Genomic DNA, 18,144 nt, shown 5'->3' with positions numbered 1-18,144 from the left:
GGACCGCGGCCGAAGGACGTGGTGGAGGGGGATCGCCCCACGCGCATCGCTGGAGGCACGCCCCCTCCACCATGCTGCGCATGGTCCCCCTCCCCGTGACCGGGGAGGAACTTAAGCATGACCGACCACAATCCCCCTGCCCGCGCCGAAACGCCCGAGGCGCTGACCGCGCAGCTCATCGCCCTGCTCGACGTCGAGGAAATCGACACCGACCTCTACCGCGGGGCGCGCCAGCCCGGCGGCGTCGGGCGCGTGTTCGGTGGGCAGGTGATCGCCCAGGCGCTCCAGGCCGCGCAGCGCAGCGTGCATGACAAGGCGGCGCACTCGCTCCACGCCTATTTCATGCGCCCCGGCGACGAGAATTTCCCGATCATCTACCGCGTGGTGCGCGATTTCGACGGCGGCAGCTTCGCGACGAGGCGCGTCATCGCGATGCAGCGCGGCAAGCCGATCCTGAACATGGCGGCATCGTTCCAGCGCGCCGAGGACGGGCTGCATCATCAGGACGCGATGCCCGAGGTGCCCGGCCCCGACGCCCTGAAATCCGAGCGCGACCTGCGGCTCGAACATATCGACGACATCCCCGAGAAGCTGCGCCCGTTCTTCCTGCGCGCGCGTCCGATCGAGATGCGCCCGGTCAGCCCGCGGTCGCTGACCCGGCCGACCGCCACCGACCCCGTCTGGCACAGCTGGTTCCGCGTCGTCGCGCCCCTGCCCGACGATGCCGCGATCCATCGCGCGATGCTGGCCTATGCATCCGACATGGCGCTGCTCGGCACGGCGATGCTGCCGCATGGCAAAAGCTGGCTGACCGACCGGATGCAGACCGCCAGCCTCGACCACGCCGTCTGGCTGCACGAGCCGTTCCGCGCCGACGACTGGCTGCTCTACACCACCGACAGTCCGTGGTCCGGGCACGCCCGCGGCTTCAATCGCGGGCGCATCTTCACGCGCGACGGACGCCTGGTCGCCAGCACCGCGCAGGAGGGGCTGATCCGCCTGCGCGACAAGGCCTAGACCGCGGTCTTGCCGTATTCCTGCTTCGTTACCGGGTGGCTCGAAGACAGGCCGCCATCGACCGCGATCGCCTGGCCGTTGACGTAGCTGGCGTCGTCGCTGGCCAGGAACGCGGCGACCTTCGCCAGTTCCTCCGGCTGGGCGCCGCGGCGCAGCGGGTTCAGGCGACCGATGCGGTCGACCTTTCCGGCCTCTCGCGCATAGTCGAACGTGGGCTTGGTCATGCCCGTCTCGGTCAAGCCGGGGCAGATGGCGTTCACGCGCACGTTGCTGCCCGACAATTGCTGCGCGGCGACCGCGGCCAGATTGATGACGCCGGCCTTCGAAGCCGAATAGGCGGGCGAGCCTGCCCCCGATCGGATGCCCGCGACGCTGGCCGTCAGCACGATCGCGCCGCCGCCGCGCTCGGCGATGCGCGGGGCGGCATGCTTGATGGCCAGGAACGGCCCGATCAGGTTGACCCGCAGCACGTCGGTGATGAGCGCGACGTCGGTGTCGAAGATGTTGGCCATCCCGCCCGAAATGCCGGCGTTGGCGAACATGATGTCCAGCCCGCCGTGCGTCGCGACGGCAAGGTCGACCGCGCGGACGACGTCCTCTTCGCAACCCGCGTCCATGCGAATCGCGGTGGCGCGGTCGCCGATTTCCTCGGCGATGCGATCGGCGCCATCGTTGATGTCGGCGCAGATCACGCGCCCGCCCTCGCTGGCGAACAGCCACGCCGCGGCGCGCCCGATGCCGGAGCCCGCGCCGGTCACGATGATCGACTTGCCCTTGAACCGCATCAGATCGTCACTCCCCCATCGATCACCATCGCCTGGCCCGTCATGAAGGCGCTGGCCGGGCTCGCGAGATAGACGACCGCACCCGCGATCTCGTCCGGCGTGCCGATGCGGCGCAGCGGCACGCGGGCGTTGGTCTCGCGCTCCCGCTCCGGGTCTTCCCACAGCGCGCGGGCGAAGTCGGTCTTCACCAGCCCCGGCGCGATGCAGTTGATGCGCACGCCGTGCGGCCCCAATTCCTGCGCCATGTTGCGGGCGAGCGCCATGTCGGCGGCCTTCGAAATGCCATAGGCGCCGAGCGTCGCCGTGCCGCGGATGCCGGCGATCGACGAGACGATCACGATCGACCCCTCCCCCCGCGCGATCATCTCGGGCGCGACCATCTGGATCAGCCAGTGGTTGGAGAGGATATTGTTGTCGAGAACCTTGCGGAACTGCGCATCCTCGATGCCCGCCATCGGCCCGTAATAGGGGTTGGACGCGGCGTTGCAGACCAGCACGTCGATCCACCCGAAGGCCGCGCGGGAGCGATCGACTAAGCTCTGGAGGCCGTCCTTGTCGGAGATGTTGGCCGCGACCGCGATCGCGGTGCCGTCCCCGTGCTCCGCGTTGATCGCGGCGGCGACCTCGTCGCACGGCTCCTGCTTTCGACTGGAGATCACGACTTTGGCACCATGCTCGGCCAAGGCCTCGGCGGACGCCTTGCCGATACCCTTCGATGAGCCGGTGACGATTGCGACCTTACCGGTCAGGTCGAACAGGTTTTTCACGCCGCCCCCGCCTTCTCTGCAAAGCTCCAGCTGGCCGAAGCCAATCGATACACCTGCGCCGCGGACCGCTCAGCCTGCGCGCTTGACGCCGTGCCCTCGACGATGCGCTTCTTGATGCCCTGGACGATGCCGGTCAGGCGGAACAGGTTGTAGGCGAAATACCAGTTGAGGTCGGGCACGCCGTCGCGACCGGTGCGAGCGCAGTAGCGCGCGACCATGTCCTCGATCGTCGGGATGCCGCTGTCGCCGCCCGCTACGCCCATCACGCCGGAGCGTCCTTCGGGCTGGGTTACCCAGCTCATCAGGAAATAGCTGAAGTCGGCGAGCGGATCGCCGAGTGTGGACAGCTCCCAGTCGAGCACTGCGATCACGCGCGGCGCGTCGTGCGCGAAGATCATGTTGTCGATGCGGTAGTCGCCGTGGACGATCGACGTGCGCGTCTGTTCGGGCAGTGTCGCGGGCAGCCATGCGATCAGCCGCTCGACCTCTGCCATATGCTCGGTCTCGGACGCGCGATACTGCTTCGTCCAGCGCGCGACCTGGCGTTCGAAGTAGTTGCCGGGCTTGCCGTAATCGCCGAGCCCCGCCGCGACATAGTCCGTGTTGTGCAGGTCGGCGAGCGTGTCGCACATCGCATCGTAGATGCCGGTGCGCTCCGCCGGCGCATAATCCGGCAGCGTGCCGTCCCACAGGTTGCGCCCATCGGCCAGGCCCATGACGTAGAACATGGCACCGATGACGCCTTCGTCGGTGCATAGGCCATAAGGCCGCGCGACCGGGAAGCCGGTGGGGTGCAGCCCGGCGATCAAGCGGTATTCGCGATCGACCGCGTGCGCCGACGGCAGCAGCGGGCCGAACGGCTTGCGGCGCAGCACATAGCTGCCAGAGGCGGCGTCGATGCGATAGGTCGGGTTCGACTGGCCGCCCGCGAACTTCGCGTAAGTGAGCGGCCCGGCGAAACCCGCGACGTTCGCCTCCATCCACGCGGTCAGCGCCGCGACGTCGAGGCGGTCCCTGCCCTCCGCGGCGATGGTCTGCGGCGCCTCGCTCATTCGAAGACGACGACCGATCGGGTCGCGTCGCCCTTGCGGAGTTCTTCGAAGGCGTGGTTGATCTGCGCAAGCGGGACGCGCTCGGCGATGATGCTGTCGAGATCGAGGAGCCCGCGCAGGTAGAAATCGACGAGCCGCGGAATGTCGACCGGGAAGCGGTTTGCGCCCATCAGCCCGCCCTGTAGTTTCTTTCCCGACAGCAGGTCGAGTGCGGAGAGCCCGACCTTCTCAGCGAGCGGCATCATGCCCAGGATGGTTGCGGTGCCGCCGCGGCGCAGCACCTTCACCGCGGTCGCCGCCGATTGCGGGCGCCCGACCGCCTCGATCGCGTGGTGGACGCCGCCCTTGGTCAGCGCGACGACTTCGTCGGCGGCGGTATCGCTCAGGGCGTCGATGCTGTGGGTGGCGCCGAGCTTCTCGGCGAGCGCGCGCTTTTCGGGCACCGGATCGATCGCGATGATCCGCCCCGCACCCGCGATCTTCGCGGCATTGACCGCGGCCAGCCCGATCCCGCCGCAGCCGACCACCGCGACCATCTCGCCGGGATCGAGGTCGCAGCAGTTGAACACCGCCCCCGCCCCCGTCGTCACCGCGCACCCGATCAGCGCTGCGCGGTCCATCGGCATTTCCCGGTCGATCGCGACGCAGGCGTGTTCGTGGACCAGCATCTGTTCGGCATAGGCGCTGAGATTCAGCATCTGCGCGACCGGCGTGTCGCCCAGCATCAGCCGCGGTACCTCACCCTTGCCGCGGCGCGTGTCGGCGCCCAGGCACAGGTACATGTTGCCGGTGACGCAGAATTCGCAGTGTCCGCAGAAGGCGCTGAGGCAGGTGACGACATGGTCGCCGACCTTCACCAAGCGCACTTCGCTGCCGACTGCCTCCACCACCCCCGCCGCCTCGTGGCCGGGGATCGTCGGCATCGCGTGCGGGTAGGCGCCATCGACGAAGTGCAGGTCGGACCGGCAGACGCCGACCGCGACGGTGCGGATCAGCACCTCGTGCGGGCCGGGGTTGGCGACCTGCACGTCCTCGATCGAGAGGGGCTGCTTCGCTTCGAAAAGAACGGCTGCTTTCATTTCACCTCTCTGTGCTCCCGCGAAGGCGGGAGCCTAGGGTTACAGGCGTAACCGCGCGCGGCTCTGGGCTTCCGCCTTCGCGGGAGCACGGGAAGCTAGCGACTAACCCCAACATCTCCGCTCGACAGCGCCTCGGCCTTCCAGTCGCCGTATTTGCCGAATTCGTTGCGGGCGATGGCGCGGTTGTGGACCTCGTCAGGACCATCGGCAAAGCGCAGCGTGCGCATCGCGGCCCAATCGTGCGCCAGGCGGAAGTCTTGGCTGACGCCGCCGCCGCCATGCGCCTGGATCGCGTCGTCGAGGATCTGGAGCGCCATCGTCGGCGCCGCGACCTTGATCATCGCGATTTCGAGCTGGGCGGACTTGTTGCCCGCCTTGTCCATCATGTCCGCGGCCTTCAGGCACAGCAGGCGCGTCATCTCGATATCGATGCGCGCCTTCGCGATCCGCTGTTCCCAGATCGAATGGTCGGCAATGCGCTTGCCGAAGGCAACGCGGCTGAGCAGACGCTTGGCCATCGCCTCGATCGCGGTTTCGGCGACGCCGATCGTGCGCATGCAGTGATGGATGCGCCCCGGCCCCAGGCGTCCCTGCGCGATCTCGAATCCGCGACCCTCGCCCAGCAGCACATTCTCGACCGGAACCCGCACATCCTTCAGCACGACTTCGCCGTGGCCGTGGGGCGCATGGTCATACCCATAAACCGAAAGCATGCGTTCGATGGTGACGCCCGGAGCATCCATCGGCACCAGAATCTGGCTCTGCTGGGCGTGGCGCTTGGCATCCGGATTGGTCTTGCCCATCACGATCGCGACCGCGCAGCGCGGGTCACCGACGCCCGACGACCACCATTTGCGCCCGTTGATGACATAATGGTCGCCGTCGCGGACCATCGACGTTTCGATATTGGTGGCGTCCGACGACGCGACCGCCGGCTCGGTCATCAGGAAGGCGGAGCGGATCTCGCCGTCCATCAGCGGCTTCAGCCAGCGATCCTTCTGCGCGCGGGTGCCGTAACGGTGGAACACCTCCATGTTGCCGGTGTCGGGCGCCGAGCAGTTGAAGCATTCGCTGGCCCAGCCGATCTTGCCCATTTCCTCGGCGCACAGCGCATATTCGAGGTTGGTGAGCTGCGTGCCCTCGAATTCGAAACTGCCGTCGACATGGGTCTGGCCCGAATGCGGCGGCATGAAGAAATTCCACAGGCCTTGAGCGCGGGCGAGTTTCTTCACGTCCTCGATCACCGGCAGCACCTTCCAGCGCTCGCCATCCTTCTGCTGGGCGTAATACTCGTCCTGCCGCGGCGCGATCTCGCGGTCGATGAAGGTCTTCACCCGGTCGCGGAAATAGGTCTCGCGCTCGCTCAGCGTGAAGTCCATGTCGGCATCCTCCCAGGTACGTGTTGCGGGGAGCGGGTTAGGCCATACCGATTTTTCGGTAAACCCCGCGAGGGTGATTCTTTCGCCTCGCTGCGTCGGATTGCGCGGGCGCGCCAAAAAGCCACTATGCCTTCGAAAATGCGGTGCTAGGATCGCCGGCATGAACGCCCCGGAGAGCAAGGGATCGGGCGACGCGGGGGGGACGAAGCGGTTTCGCGCGAAGCGTGACGCGATCCTTGCCGCCGCCGCCGAAGCGATCAACGACCAGAGCGCGAAGGGCATGACCTTCGCCGACGTGGCGAGCCGTGTCGGGCTGAACACCACCAGCGTCACCTATTATTTCCGCCGCAAGGAGGATCTGGCGTCCGCCTGTTTCGAGGATACGCTCGAACGGCTGCAGGCGATGCTGGACGAGGCGATGGCCGAGGCGACGCCGGAGGCGCGGGTCGCGCGCTATCTGGCGATCAATTTCGAGCGGCTCGCGCGCATCCAGCGCGGCGAGGAAAAGGCGTTTGCCGTCCTCAGCGACCTGCGCGCGATGGACGAGCCGATGAAGGGGCGCCTGCTCGCCGGGTGGCAGCGGGTGTTCCGCAACACCCGCGCGCTGTGGGGAGACCCGAGCGACCGCGCGACGAAGGACCTGAACGGCGCACGCGCGCACGTGCTGCTGGAAAACACTTTCTGGCTATCCGCATGGCTCAGCCGCTACGACCTCGACGAATTTCCGCGGGTCGAGGACCGGCTGATGGACGTGTTCCGATCGGGGCTCGCGGTCGACGGCGATGCGTGGGCACCGCACCTGCTCGACCTGGCCCACGACGAAAGCGAGCCGGGCCGCGCCGCGTTCCTGACCGCGGCGACGACGCTCATTAACGAGCTCGGCTATCGCGGCGCATCGGTGCAGAAAATCGCGAGCGAGCTGAACGTCACCAAAGGCAGTTTCTACCACCACCTCGACGCCAAGGACGAGCTGGTGACCGAATGCTATCGCCGCAGCTTCGACACCATCGCCAGCGCGCAGGCGGTCGCGCACGCGCGGGGCGGTACGCTGTGGGCGATGCTGTCGAACGTCATGGCGACGTTGCTCGACATCCAGTTTTCCGAGCGCGGGCCCCTGCTCCGCACCACCGCGCTGTCGGGCCTGCCGCCGCGTGATCGGCAGACGATGATCGACCGGTCGAACCGTATCGCCCGGCGTTTCGCCGGCATGATCTCCGACGGCGTGGCCGAGGGGTCGGTGCGCGCGGTCGATCCGCTGGTGGCTAGCCAGGCGCTGATGTCGCTCCAGAACGCCGCCTTCGACATGCGCAAATGGGCGAGCGCCATGCCGCGCGAGCGGGCGGTGCGTTACTATGCGTCCACACTGATGTACGGACTGTTCGACAACCGCGTGCTGTAGTCCGCGGACGATTTCTTAAGAGTTTCCCGGCTAGACTGATCGGCGCTAGGGGTCGGGGGCGCGTATGAAGCTGTTCCTTGTCGCGGCGATCGTCGTACTGGTCGCCGACATGTTCGCCAATCACGGCAGGATCGTCGCAACGATGATCCTGATGCTTATGGCGTTCGGTCACGTCGCGTCCGGCATGGCTGAGGCGCTGTTGCCCTGAAATGGGCCGGTCAGCCGCCGGCCTTCGCCGCCTCCTGCCGCTTCAGCAGCACGCCCGCGCGCCAATAGTGCCAGAGCGCCCACGGGGTCGCGAGCGCGAAGGACAACATCGCCCAGCGCAACGCCTGCGCATCGCCGAGCGAGGGCTTCAGCATATCGGAGATGACGCCGATCAACGTCGGCCCCAGCCCCAGCCCGACCAGGTTGATGACCAGCAGCGTGATCGCCGCCCACAGCGCCCGCATCCTGAGCGGCGCCTGGCCCTGGATCAGCGCGAAGGTCGGGCCGAGATAGGTCGAGATCAGCAGTAGCGACGCCCAATAGAGCGGCACCGCCACCCACGGATCGCTGGAGGCGTAGAACAAGAACGACAGCGGCAGGCCGACGCATTTCAGGCCGAACACCAGCCAGCTTTGCGCATGGATGCCCCAGCGCTTCGCCGCGCGGTTGGCGAGTATCCCGCCGACGACCGCCGACAGGGTCCCGCACAAGGCCCCGACCGGGGCGACGATCGAGGCGATCTGGAGCTTGTCGAGCCCAAGCGCCCGGATCAGGAAACTCGGCCCGAACGCGGCATGGCCATATCCAATCATTGAGGTGATGGTGACGCCCATCACCAGATGCACCGCGGCGCGGTTGGCGAACAGCGACCGGAACCCGTCGCCGAGGCTCGGCATCGTGCCGCGATCCTCGCCCTCCGCGACGATCTGCACGTCGGACAGGCCGCGCTTCGGCTCGGGCACCACCAGCTTGATGACGACCGCCAGCAGGATGCCGGGCAGACCGATGGTGAACATCGCGACCCGCCATCCATAGAGGTGTGCGACGAACCCGCCGATCATCGTCCCGAATGCTGTGCCGAGCACGACGCCGAGCGAATAGATGCCCATCGCGCCCGCACGCTTTTCCGCCGGATAGAGGTCGGCGATGATCGAATGGCTGGGCGGGCTCGACCCGGCCTCACCGATGCCGACGCCGATGCGGGCGAGCAGCAGCTGTATGAAATTCTGGGCTAGACCGCACACCGCGGTCATCGCGCTCCAGATCGTCAGCGCGACCGCGATGATGTTGATGCGGTTGCCCTTGTCCGCCAGCCGCGCGACCGGAAGGCCCAGCGTCGCGTAGAAGATCGCGAAGGCGAACCCGGCGAGCAACCCGAGCTGCGTGTCGCTCAGGTGCAGTTCGGCGCGGATATCCTCCTGCAGGATCGCCAGGATCTGACGGTCCATGTAGCTGAAGAAATAGGCCGTGGTCAGCAGCGCGAGCGTCAGCCCGCGACGCCGGTACTGGATCGCGTCGGCGAGCGGCGCCGACAACGTTGGCGTTGTCGTCATCGCTCGTCCTTTTGCACGTGTATCAATAGCCGTTCAGGCGGGCGAACCGCTCGCGGTGATAGGCGGCATTGCCCCACATCGTCTCCAGCATCGCCGACCGCTTGAGGAACAGCCCGGCATCATGCTCGTCGGTCATGCCAATGCCGCCGTGCAGCTGAACCATTTCGCGGCTGACCAGTTTCGCGACGTCGCCGGCAATCGCCTTGGCAAGGCTGGCGGCCTGATCGACGTCGGAGCGCCCGCTGTCGATCGCCTCGAGCGCGCCCTCGACCGCCGAGCGCATCAGCTCGAGCTCGGTGAACATCTTGGCCATGCGGTGCTGGAGCGCCTGGAAGCTGGAGAGCAGTTGCCCGAACTGGACGCGCGTCTTCAGATAGTCGTTGGTGATCGCGAATGCCGCCTCGGCAAGGCCCAGCATCTCCGCCGCCGTTGCCACAGCCGCGCGATCGGCGACCTTGGTGGCGAGGTCGGGGTCGCCGGCCAGCTTGTCGGCGGGTGCAGCGGCAAAGGTGATCGCGGCATGGCTGCGCGCATCAGCCATCGCCCGTGTCGAGCGCGTGACGCCCGTGTCGCCCGACACCAGATAGACGCCATCGGTGGCGGAGACGATGAAAAGCTGCGCGCTGTCGCCCTCCGCCACGAACGCCTTTGTACCGGTCAGCTTGCCGTCAGTCACGCTGGTCGCCACGCGGCCAGGCGCGAAATTCGGGCCCTCGTCGAACGCCACCGTTGCGACAACCTCGCCGCTGGCGATGCGCGGCAGCCACTCCGCCTTCTGCGCATCCGACCCGCCGAGCAGGATTGCCGACGTCGCCGCCGCCGTCGCGGCCAGCGGGCTGGCGACGAGGTTGCGGCCCATTTGTTCGAGCACCAGCCCGAGCGACAGATAGCCCATGCCGACGCCGCCATGCTCCTCGGGGATTAACACGCCCGCCCACCCCATCTCGGCCTGGGTCTTCCAGACTTCGGCATCGTAGCCCGCGGGGACCCCCGCGTTGCGGGTCTTGCGCCACGCCGTCACCGGCGCTTCGTTGTCCACCCACTCGCGCGCCAAGTCGCGGAGCATCGTCTGTTCTTCGGTCAGGACTGCCATCTGCATTCTCCTAGCGGCACCCCTCTTACCGTTCGTCCTGAATAACGCCCCGTATCGAAGGACGTGCCTCAAACGGGCCGCTCCTTCGATACGCCGCTTCGACTGCGCTCAGCGGCTACTCAGGACGAGCGGATAGGGATGGGCGCCGCGATTACTGGTGATCGAGCATCCCGAGGATGCGTTTCGCGATCACATTGTTCTGGATCTCGCTCGATCCGCCGTAGATCGACACCGCTTTTCCGAACAGCCAGCCACGGGTCGCGGCAATCTCGTCCTCCGCGAAGCCCTCGCCTTCCCAGCCGAGCCCCTGCATCCCGCGGATTTCCAGCGTCAGTTCGGCGCGCTCCTGGGTGATGCGGGCGCCGACGTTCTTCATGATCGAGGTCGCCGCGGACGGCCCCTGGTTCGACTTCGCCTCCAGCGCGGCGCGACGCAGGGTGAGCGCGAAGGCGCGGCTGTCCATTTCGTGGCGAACGATCCGCATGCGCAGGTCGGCATCGCCGACGCGGCCAGCCGCATCCTCGCCACGATACTCCTTGGCGAGCTTGCCGAGCGGTACGCCGCCGAACAACCGGCTCGCCGAGCCGCCGCCCGACAGGCTGCTGCGTTCGTGCTGGAGCAGGCGCTTGCCGATCGTCCAGCCCTCACCCTCCGCGCCGACACGGTCGGATTTCGGCACCTTCACATCGGTGAAGAACGTCTCGCAAAACGGCGACTGGCCGCTGATGAGGCGGATCGGCTTCACCTCGACGCCCGGATCCTTCATGTCGATCAGGACGAAGGTGATGCCCTCATGCTTCTTCGTCTTGTCGGTGCGCACGATCGCGAAGCATTTGTCGGCCCACTGCCCGCCGCTGGTCCACGTCTTCTGCCCGTTGACGAGATAATGGTCGCCCTTGTCCTCGGCGAAAGTCTGGAGCGAGGCGAGGTCGGAGCCCGCGCCCGGTTCGGAATAGCCCTGGCACCAGCGGATCTCACCACGCGCGATCGGCGGGATATGCTCCAGCTTCTGCTCCTCGGTGCCATATTCCAGCATCGTGGGGCCGAACATCATCACGCCCATACCGCCGATCGGGTTGGTGGCGCCGGCGCGGGCCAGTTCCTCGCCGAGCACCCGCGCCTCGGCCCGCGACAGGCCGCCGCCGCCATATTGCTTCGGCCAGGTCGGCACACCCCAGCCCTTGTCGCCCATCGCCTTGCGCCAGGCTTCCTCGTCGGGCGAGGGATCGGACGGGCCCTCGACCGCCGACATGGTGTTGTCGACACCCTTCAGCGCGGGCGGGAAATTCGCCGCGATCCAGTCGCGCGCTTCCTGGCGGAAAGCGTCCAACGGGTCGCTCCGGGTGTCCCGGTCGGCAAGCGTTGCCATGATCCTCTCCTCTTCACTTTCGAAGATGCGGTATGGACCCGGTGGCGTCAAGCGCGTTTGCCGGTTTTACGACGCTCCGATATTGAGCGGCGATGCCCCGCTTCGATCATCGTGCCGTCCCCATCGTCTTGGTCGCGGTCGTGATCGACGTGATCGGCTTCGGCATCGTCATGCCGGTACTGCCGACGCTGGTGACGGAGCTCGGCCATGTCGGCCTGACGCAGGCGACACGGATTTCGGGATGGATGCTGGCGGTGTTCGCGCTGGCGCAATTCTTTGCCGGGCCGGTGCTCGGCATGCTCGGCGACCGTTATGGCCGACGCCCTGTGCTGATCGCGTCGATGGTGGCGTTCGCGATCGACTATGCATTGATGGCCGCAGCACCGACGCTCGCCTGGCTGTTCGTCGGGCGCGCGATCGCCGGCGTGGCGGGCGCGACGTTCGGCCCGGCGGGCGCGGTCATCGCCGACGTCACGAGGCCCGAGCGCCGCGCCGCGACGTTCGGGCTGATGGGCGCGGCATTCGGCGTCGGCTTCATCCTGGGGCCGGCGATAGGCGGGCTGGTATCGACGCTCGGCCCGCGCACGCCGTTCCTGGTCGCCGGCGCGCTCGCCGCGATCAATGCGACCGTCATGTATTTCGCGCTGCCCGAGACGCTGGCGGAGGCCAACCGCCGCGCGTTCCGGCTGCGCGACGCCCATGTCGTCGGCGCGTTCCGCCCGCTGTTCGACGCCGGCAACGCCACCCCGCTACTGGTGGCATGGTTCCTGTGGCAGGTCGGCGGCGTGGTCTATCCCGCGGTGTGGAGCTTCTGGGCGGCGATCCGCTTCGGCTGGGACGCGACCGCGATCGGGTGGAGTCTCGCGTGGGTCGGGCTGCTGTCGGTCATCGTTCAGTTGGGCATGACCGATCGCGCGGTACGGGTATTGGGCGAGCGACGCGCCGCGATCGTGGGACTGGCCGCAGCTACCGCGTGCCTGGCTGCCTATGCTTTCACGACGCAAGGGTGGCAGGTCTATGCCTTCTTCCTGGTCGGCGCGTTCGGAGCGTTCGCGTGGCCGGCGCTCAACGGCCTGCTGTCCCGCATGGTCGACGCGACGCGGCAGGGCGGGTTGCAGGGCGGGATCGCGAGCATGAACAGCGTCGCGCAGATCATCGGCCCGCTGGTGGCGGCCCAATCGCTGGCGGCGGGCAGCACGCGCGGGTTCGACGGGGCGGCGTTTCTGGTCGCAGCGGCGCTGATGGGTAGCGCCACCCTTATCATCGCGTTCGCGACGCCCCATCTGCCAGCCCCCGACGCGCAAACGAAGGACACGGCATGATCGACCTCTATTACTGGCCCACCCCGAACGGCCACAAGATCACGCTGTTTCTGGAGGAAGCCGGGCTCGACTATGCGATCAGGCCGATCAACATCGGCGCCGGCGACCAGTTCGCACCCGAATTCCTGGCGTTCAGCCCGAACAACCGCATGCCGGCGATCATCGACCATGATCCCGCAGGCGGGGGAGCCCCCGTTAGCGTGTTCGAAAGCGGCGCGATCCTGCTGTACCTCGCCGAAAAGACCGGGCGCTTCGGCGGCTCAGACCTGCGCCAGCGCACCGACGTCCTCCAGTGGCTGATGTGGCAGATGGGCGGATTGGGTCCGATGCTGGGGCAGAACCATCACTTCACCCGGTACGCGCCGGAGCCGGTGCCCTATGCGATCGACCGCTATGTGACGGAAACCACGCGCCTGTACGGCGTGCTCGACCGGCAGCTTGCCGAGCGCGCGTTTATCACCGGCGACGACTACACGATCGCCGACATGGCCTGCTATCCGTGGATCATGCCGCACATCCAGGGGCAGGACTTCGGCGACTTTCCGAACCTCGCGCGCTGGCACGCAGCGATCAAGGCACGGCCCGCGACCGAACGCGCCTATGCCGTCGGCAAGGCGCTACGCAACGAGGGTGCGCCGATGAGCGACGCCGAAAAGAAAATCCTCTTCGGCCAGGGCGCCCGCCCCTAGCCCTCCCGTCCGGGCCGGCGGGCGAGCCCGACGTCGAGGTGCGCGCCCGCATCGAGCCGCCACGTCTCGCCGGTCACGACGCGCGCGTCGGGGTCGAGCAGCATCACGATTGGCCCGGCGATATCGTCGGCGTTCGCCGCCATCGCCATCGGGGTCGCGCCGGCGATGCGGGCGTTGAGCGCGGCGAAGCCCTCCGGCCCCAGCCGATCCTCGAACCAGCCGGTCCCGACATAGCCCGGCGCCACCGCATTAACGCGAATCTTCGGCGCCAGCACCCGCGCCAGACTCTGCGTCATGGTGATGAGCGCCCCCTTCGACGCGGCGTAGGCGACCGACGATCCATGCCCGTGCAGCCCCGCGACCGAGGCGACGTTGACGACCGCGCTCGCCGGCCCCTCTCGCATCGCCAGAGCACAGGCGCGGATCATCTGGAAAGCGGCGACGGTATTCAGCCGGTAGATGTCGACGAAATCCTCCGCCTGCAGCGCGTCGAGATCCTCATGATTGGCGAACTTCGTCCGGCCGGCGTTGTTGACCAGCAGGTCGATGCGCCCGAACGCATCGGTCGCCGCCTGCGCCAGCGCGCGGCAGGCGGCGTCGTCGGCGATGTCGGCCTGGACAGCGATCCCCCCGACCTCCGCCGCCAGCGCCTCGGCCGCGTCGCGGCTGCTGGCGTAGTTCACCACGCACTTCACGCCGCGCGCGGCGAGCCGGCGTACCACCGCCGCGCCGATACCGGTGCCGCCGCCGGTGACGATCGCGACCATCCCCTCCATGCTCATGCGGTCGCACTCGGTCGCGAGGATGCGCGCATATGCCAGTCCTTCAGATGCGGGGTCTCGTCGGTCAGCTTGATGCCGACGAAGGTCATGAAATCGATCGTGCAGAGCAGCACGACGTCGGCAATCGAGAAGCTATCCCCCGCCAGCCACTGCGTGTCGGCCAGCCGCGTATCGAACAGCGCGAGCGCCCGCGCGATGGCGGGGCGGTTGCTGTCGCCGAATTCGCGAAACTGCTGCGGCACGATCTTCGCGGTGAAGGGGTGCGCGTGGATCCACAGCATCGCCAGCGGATTGCCGAGCCGGAACTCGACGCGCCGCATCCACATGTCGACCCGCGCGATCTCGATCGGCGTGCGCCCGAACAGCGGCGGTTCGGGGTGGAGCGCGTCGAGGTAGCGGCAGATCGCGATGCTCTCGGTCAGCACTTCGCCGTCGTCCAGCACCAGCGCGGGTGTCTGGCCGAGCGGATTGACCGCCAGGAATTCGGGCGCCTTGTGCTCGCTCTTGGCGATCTGAACCGTCACGGTCGGCAGGACGATGCCCTTCTCCGCCGCGACGATCCGCACCCGCCGCGGGTTCGGCGCCGGCAGCGGCGTGTCGTAGAACAGCATGGGCGCAACCCTCTCCTCGCTTTTCGAACTTCGCGTATGGCATTTCGCTGGCTCGCCGCCTAGCTGTCCGATCGATGGAGACGCCGATGCCGACTGCCCCGCTGCCCACTGCTGATGCTATGCTGCACTCCGATTTCGCGACCCTGCCCGATCTGATCGCGGCGCATGCGCGGGAGCGGAGAGACAAGACCGCGCTGATCCACGGTGACGACACGCTCGACTATGCGACGCTCGACGCGCGGATGGATCGGTTCGCGGCGCGACTACAGGCGGACGGCGTGGCGCAAGGTGCGGCAATTGCGATCGTGGGGCCGGTATCGATCGCCTACGCCGTCGTGTTCCTCGGCGCCTTGCGCGCCGCATGCGTACCCACCCCGATCGCACCCTCGTCCACGCCCGAGCAGATCGCGGCGATGATCGCCGATTGCGGCGCGCCCGTTGTGTTCGCCGATGCCGGGATCGCAGACGCGGTGCCGCTTGCCGATCTAGCCGCGTGGCTGGCGCCGGAGGGTGCCTGCCCGGCTCCCGTCACGATCGCGCCCGGCGACCCCTTCAACATCATCTATTCCAGCGGCACCACCGGCACGCCCAAGGGCATCGTGCAGAGCCACGCGATGCGCTGGGCCCACATCGCCCGCAACGAAACCGCCGGGTTCGACACCGCGGTCACGATGATCTCGACGCCCCTCTATTCGAACACCACGCTCGTCAGCTTCCTGCCGACGCTCGCGTGGGGCGGGACGGTGGTGCTGCTCGGCAAGTTCGATGCGCGCGCCTTTCTCGAGGCAGCGGCAGCGCACCACGCGACCCATGCGATGCTGGTGCCAGTGCAATATGCGCGGATCATGGCGGTTCCGGACTTCGACATGTTCGACCTGTCGGCGTTCCGGCTGAAGACCTGCACTTCCGCGCCCTTCTCCGCAGCGTTGAAAGCCGAGGTCGTCGCGCGCTGGCCGGGGCTGCTGGTCGAATATTACGGCATGACCGAAGGCGGCGGCACCTGCCTGCTGATCGCCAACGCCTTTCCCGACAAGCTCCACACCGTCGGCAGGCCGATCGATGGCCACGACATTCGCCTGATCGACGACGACGGCCACGAAGTTGCGCCGGGCGAAATGGGCGAGGTCGTGGGCAGGTCGCCGGCGATGATGACCGGATACCATGGGCGCAGCGACGCCACGAGCGCGGCGGAGTGGTTTGATGCGGAGGGCAACCGCTACATCCGCCACGGTGACGTCGGGCGCTTCGACGCCGATGGCTTCCTGCAACTGCTCGACCGCAAGAAGGACGTCATCATTTCAGGCGGATTCAACATCTATCCGACCGATATCGAGGGGGTGCTGAACGCCCATCCGTCGGTCGCGGACGGCACCGTCGTCGGCGTGCCGAGCGCGGCGTGGGGCGAGACGCCGGTCGGCTTCTATGTTCCGGCTCCGGGTGGCGAGGACGCAGAAGCGATCCGCGCATACGTCAACGCCCGCGTCGGCAAGAACCAGCGGCTGAGCGCGCTGGAGGCGGTCGACGAGATGCCCCGCAACGCCATCGGCAAGGTGCTGAAGCGCGAGCTTCGCGACCGCTGGGTCGCCGCGCAGGGGGTGGCGGCATGACCGCGATCGCCGATATCCTGGCCGCCGCGACTCCGGTCGAGGGCGGGTTTCGCGTCGTCATCCCCGCCGACTGGTTGCAGGGGCGCACCGCTTACGGCGGGCTGTCGAGCGCGCTCGCGCTGCACGCGGCCAAGGCCAGCGACACCGACCTGCCGCCGCTCCGCTCCGCCCTGATCGCGTTCGTCGGGCCGCTGTCGGGCGAAGTGACCGTCACCGCGCAACGCCTCCGCCGCGGGCGCAACGCAGCCTTCGTCGAGGCGACGATCGTGTCCGACGCGGGCCTCGGCTATCGCGCGACCTTCGTCTTCATGTCGGACGTGCCCTCGCAGTTCGCGCATGACACCACGGTGCCGAACGACATGCCCCCGCCCGCCGCCGACGCGAAGCTCTACACCGGCCCGGCGGAGTTCTTCACCGGCAATTTCAATTTCCTCGACGTGAAGGAGGGGCTGCACGCGACCGAGTGGCTGCGCTGGGGGCGCCTGAGGGAGCGCGAAGGCCTCGACCCCGAAACCGCGCTGATCGCGGTCGCCGATGCCCTGCCCCCCGCCGCGCTGAAGCTGAACGGCGGCAAGCCCGCACCGGTCAGCTCGCTCACCTGGATCGTCAACGTGCTGACGCCGCGTCCCGAGACGCGCGACGGATGGTGGCTGCTCCACGCGACGACCGACCGCGCCGTCGGCGGCTATTCCAGCCAGCGGATGACCATCAGCAATGCCGACGGCGTACCGGTGGTCGATGCGATGCAGGGAGTCGCGGTGTTCGCCTGATTGCGACAAATCGCGACACTTTCGCGGTGACGTGACACACCGCCACGACAGGGGCGCAGCATAACCGCAGACGTGGCGGGTGCAGTTGCCCGCCGATCCTCTTCCGGAGTGTCCGCCGATGAAGCGTTTTCTGATCGCCGCCGCCCTGATGGGCACCACCGCCGTCGGCGGCTTTGCCTATGCTGCACAGACCCCGCCTGCCTCCAAGCCGCTGAAGGGCGACACCAACGCCGACGGCCAGATCAGCCGAGCGGAATTCATAGCGCAGGCGCAGGCCAAGTTCGCCGCGATGGACACCGACAAGAACGGCGCGATCAGCCGTGAAGAGCGCCGCGCGGCACACGCCGACCGCGGCGGGCGTCACGGCAAGCGTGGCGGCATGGGCGGCCCGTTCGAGCCGGTTGCCGGCCAGGACGCGCCTGCTCCCGCAGGTCGCCCCGGTGTCGGAAAGATGCTCGAGCGCCTCGACACCAACGCCGATGGCCGCATCACGCGCGCCGAATACGCCGCGCAGGCCGGCACCCGCTTCGCGCGAATGGATGCGAACGGCGACGGCACCGTCGACAAGACCGAAATGGCGGCGATGCGCGGCGGTGGCCGTGGCATGGCGCGCATCGATGCCGACGGTAACGGTACGCTGACCCGTGCCGAGTTCGACAAGCAGTCCGAAACCCGCTTTGCCCGGATCGATTCGAACGGCGATGGCGTGATCGATGCGGCGGAGCGCGCCGCGATCGGCAACGCCATGCGCCAGGGCCGCGGCGGAAAGCCGCCCCGCATGGCCCCCACCCCTCCGCCCGCAGCGCCTACCGGCGCCTGAGGCCGGATCGCCAGCGCCGGGCGAACCCTCCTCCCCGTTCCGGCGCTGGCGGCTTTGCTCAA

The 18,144-nt window shown here is 67.9% G+C and carries 18 protein-coding genes; 8 read left to right on the top strand and 10 right to left on the bottom strand.

The features are described 5' to 3' along the window. The first annotated feature begins 117 nt into the window (after positions 1-117). Positions 118-1,017, top strand: a complete 900-nt coding sequence (locus M9980_RS04795; protein WP_250753982.1) for an acyl-CoA thioesterase — start codon at positions 118-120, stop codon at positions 1,015-1,017. Here M9980_RS04795 and M9980_RS04790 read toward each other — a convergent pair. From M9980_RS04790 to M9980_RS04770, 5 genes are all read right to left on the bottom strand, one after another. After that, positions 1,014-1,805 carry an SDR family NAD(P)-dependent oxidoreductase gene (locus tag M9980_RS04790; RefSeq protein WP_250755064.1) on the bottom strand — a complete coding sequence of 264 codons (792 nt, stop codon included), beginning with the start codon at positions 1,803-1,805 and terminating at the stop codon, positions 1,014-1,016. The genes M9980_RS04795 and M9980_RS04790 overlap by 4 nt on opposite strands. Further along, positions 1,802-2,569: an SDR family NAD(P)-dependent oxidoreductase gene (locus M9980_RS04785; protein ID WP_250753979.1), complete on the bottom strand. Its 768-nt coding sequence runs from the start codon at positions 2,567-2,569 to the stop codon at positions 1,802-1,804. The genes M9980_RS04790 and M9980_RS04785 overlap by 4 nt, the downstream gene beginning before the upstream one ends. Further along, positions 2,566-3,621: a phosphotransferase family protein gene (locus M9980_RS04780; RefSeq protein ID WP_250753977.1), complete on the bottom strand. Its 1,056-nt coding sequence runs from the start codon at positions 3,619-3,621 to the stop codon at positions 2,566-2,568. Before M9980_RS04780 ends, M9980_RS04785 begins: the two co-directional genes overlap by 4 nt. Further along, on the bottom strand, positions 3,618-4,700 hold the full coding sequence (locus M9980_RS04775; protein WP_250753974.1) for a Zn-dependent alcohol dehydrogenase: 1,083 nt from the start codon (positions 4,698-4,700) through the stop codon (positions 3,618-3,620). Before M9980_RS04775 ends, M9980_RS04780 begins: the two co-directional genes overlap by 4 nt. Before the next feature lie 95 nt (positions 4,701-4,795). Further along, entirely contained in the window at positions 4,796-6,079 is a 1,284-nt protein-coding gene (locus tag M9980_RS04770) for an acyl-CoA dehydrogenase family protein (RefSeq protein ID WP_250753972.1), read from the bottom strand. A gap of 160 nt (positions 6,080-6,239) precedes the next feature. On the opposite strand from M9980_RS04770, the gene M9980_RS04765 reads away from it, so the two are divergent. Further along, positions 6,240-7,478 carry a TetR/AcrR family transcriptional regulator gene (locus M9980_RS04765; RefSeq protein ID WP_250753969.1) on the top strand — a complete coding sequence of 413 codons (1,239 nt, stop codon included), beginning with the start codon at positions 6,240-6,242 and terminating at the stop codon, positions 7,476-7,478. Positions 7,479-7,542: 64 nt separating this feature from the next. Beyond that, entirely contained in the window at positions 7,543-7,686 is a 144-nt protein-coding gene (locus M9980_RS04760; protein WP_250753967.1) for a hypothetical protein, read from the top strand. Positions 7,687-7,696: 10 nt separating this feature from the next. Here the strand turns inward: M9980_RS04760 and M9980_RS04755 are convergent, their stop codons facing one another. From M9980_RS04755 to M9980_RS04745, 3 genes are all read right to left on the bottom strand, one after another. Next, complete coding sequence (locus M9980_RS04755) at positions 7,697-9,019, bottom strand: spinster family MFS transporter (RefSeq protein WP_250753964.1); 1,323 nt, start codon at positions 9,017-9,019, stop codon at positions 7,697-7,699. Between the two features lie 22 nt (positions 9,020-9,041). Next, positions 9,042-10,112 carry an acyl-CoA dehydrogenase family protein gene (locus M9980_RS04750; RefSeq protein ID WP_250753961.1) on the bottom strand — a complete coding sequence of 357 codons (1,071 nt, stop codon included), beginning with the start codon at positions 10,110-10,112 and terminating at the stop codon, positions 9,042-9,044. Between the two features lie 151 nt (positions 10,113-10,263). Next, positions 10,264-11,481 (bottom strand): acyl-CoA dehydrogenase family protein, encoded by a 1,218-nt coding sequence (locus M9980_RS04745; protein WP_250753958.1) that lies wholly within the window; start codon positions 11,479-11,481, stop codon positions 10,264-10,266. Positions 11,482-11,573: 92 nt separating this feature from the next. On the opposite strand from M9980_RS04745, the gene M9980_RS04740 reads away from it, so the two are divergent. Next, positions 11,574-12,803 carry an MFS transporter gene (locus tag M9980_RS04740; RefSeq protein WP_250753955.1) on the top strand — a complete coding sequence of 410 codons (1,230 nt, stop codon included), beginning with the start codon at positions 11,574-11,576 and terminating at the stop codon, positions 12,801-12,803. Continuing rightward, positions 12,800-13,492 carry a glutathione S-transferase N-terminal domain-containing protein gene (locus M9980_RS04735; RefSeq protein WP_250753952.1) on the top strand — a complete coding sequence of 231 codons (693 nt, stop codon included), beginning with the start codon at positions 12,800-12,802 and terminating at the stop codon, positions 13,490-13,492. The genes M9980_RS04740 and M9980_RS04735 overlap by 4 nt, the downstream gene beginning before the upstream one ends. Here M9980_RS04735 and M9980_RS04730 read toward each other — a convergent pair. Beyond that, positions 13,489-14,274, bottom strand: a complete 786-nt coding sequence (locus M9980_RS04730; protein ID WP_250753949.1) for an SDR family NAD(P)-dependent oxidoreductase — start codon at positions 14,272-14,274, stop codon at positions 13,489-13,491. The two genes, M9980_RS04735 and M9980_RS04730, sit on opposite strands and share 4 nt — an antisense overlap. After that, positions 14,271-14,885 (bottom strand): glutathione S-transferase family protein, encoded by a 615-nt coding sequence (locus M9980_RS04725; protein ID WP_250753946.1) that lies wholly within the window; start codon positions 14,883-14,885, stop codon positions 14,271-14,273. Before M9980_RS04725 ends, M9980_RS04730 begins: the two co-directional genes overlap by 4 nt. A gap of 86 nt (positions 14,886-14,971) precedes the next feature. Here M9980_RS04725 and M9980_RS04720 point away from each other — a divergent pair, with 86 nt between their 5' ends. The 3 genes from M9980_RS04720 (at position 14,972) to M9980_RS04710 (ending at position 18,082) form a co-directional block, all read left to right on the top strand. After that, positions 14,972-16,492 (top strand): class I adenylate-forming enzyme family protein, encoded by a 1,521-nt coding sequence (locus tag M9980_RS04720; protein WP_250753943.1) that lies wholly within the window; start codon positions 14,972-14,974, stop codon positions 16,490-16,492. Further along, entirely contained in the window at positions 16,489-17,262 is a 774-nt protein-coding gene (locus M9980_RS04715) for a thioesterase family protein (protein ID WP_250753940.1), read from the top strand. The genes M9980_RS04720 and M9980_RS04715 overlap by 4 nt, the downstream gene beginning before the upstream one ends. Before the next feature lie 118 nt (positions 17,263-17,380). After that, positions 17,381-18,082: an EF-hand domain-containing protein gene (locus M9980_RS04710; RefSeq protein WP_250753937.1), complete on the top strand. Its 702-nt coding sequence runs from the start codon at positions 17,381-17,383 to the stop codon at positions 18,080-18,082. Positions 18,083-18,144 lie beyond the last annotated feature (62 nt).

This window comes from Sphingomonas donggukensis (assembly GCF_023674425.1).
In the GTDB taxonomy this organism is placed as follows: domain Bacteria; phylum Pseudomonadota; class Alphaproteobacteria; order Sphingomonadales; family Sphingomonadaceae; genus Sphingomonas; species Sphingomonas donggukensis.
Note: the sequence above shows the minus strand (reverse complement) of the source record. Positions and strands in the feature narration are given on the sequence as shown.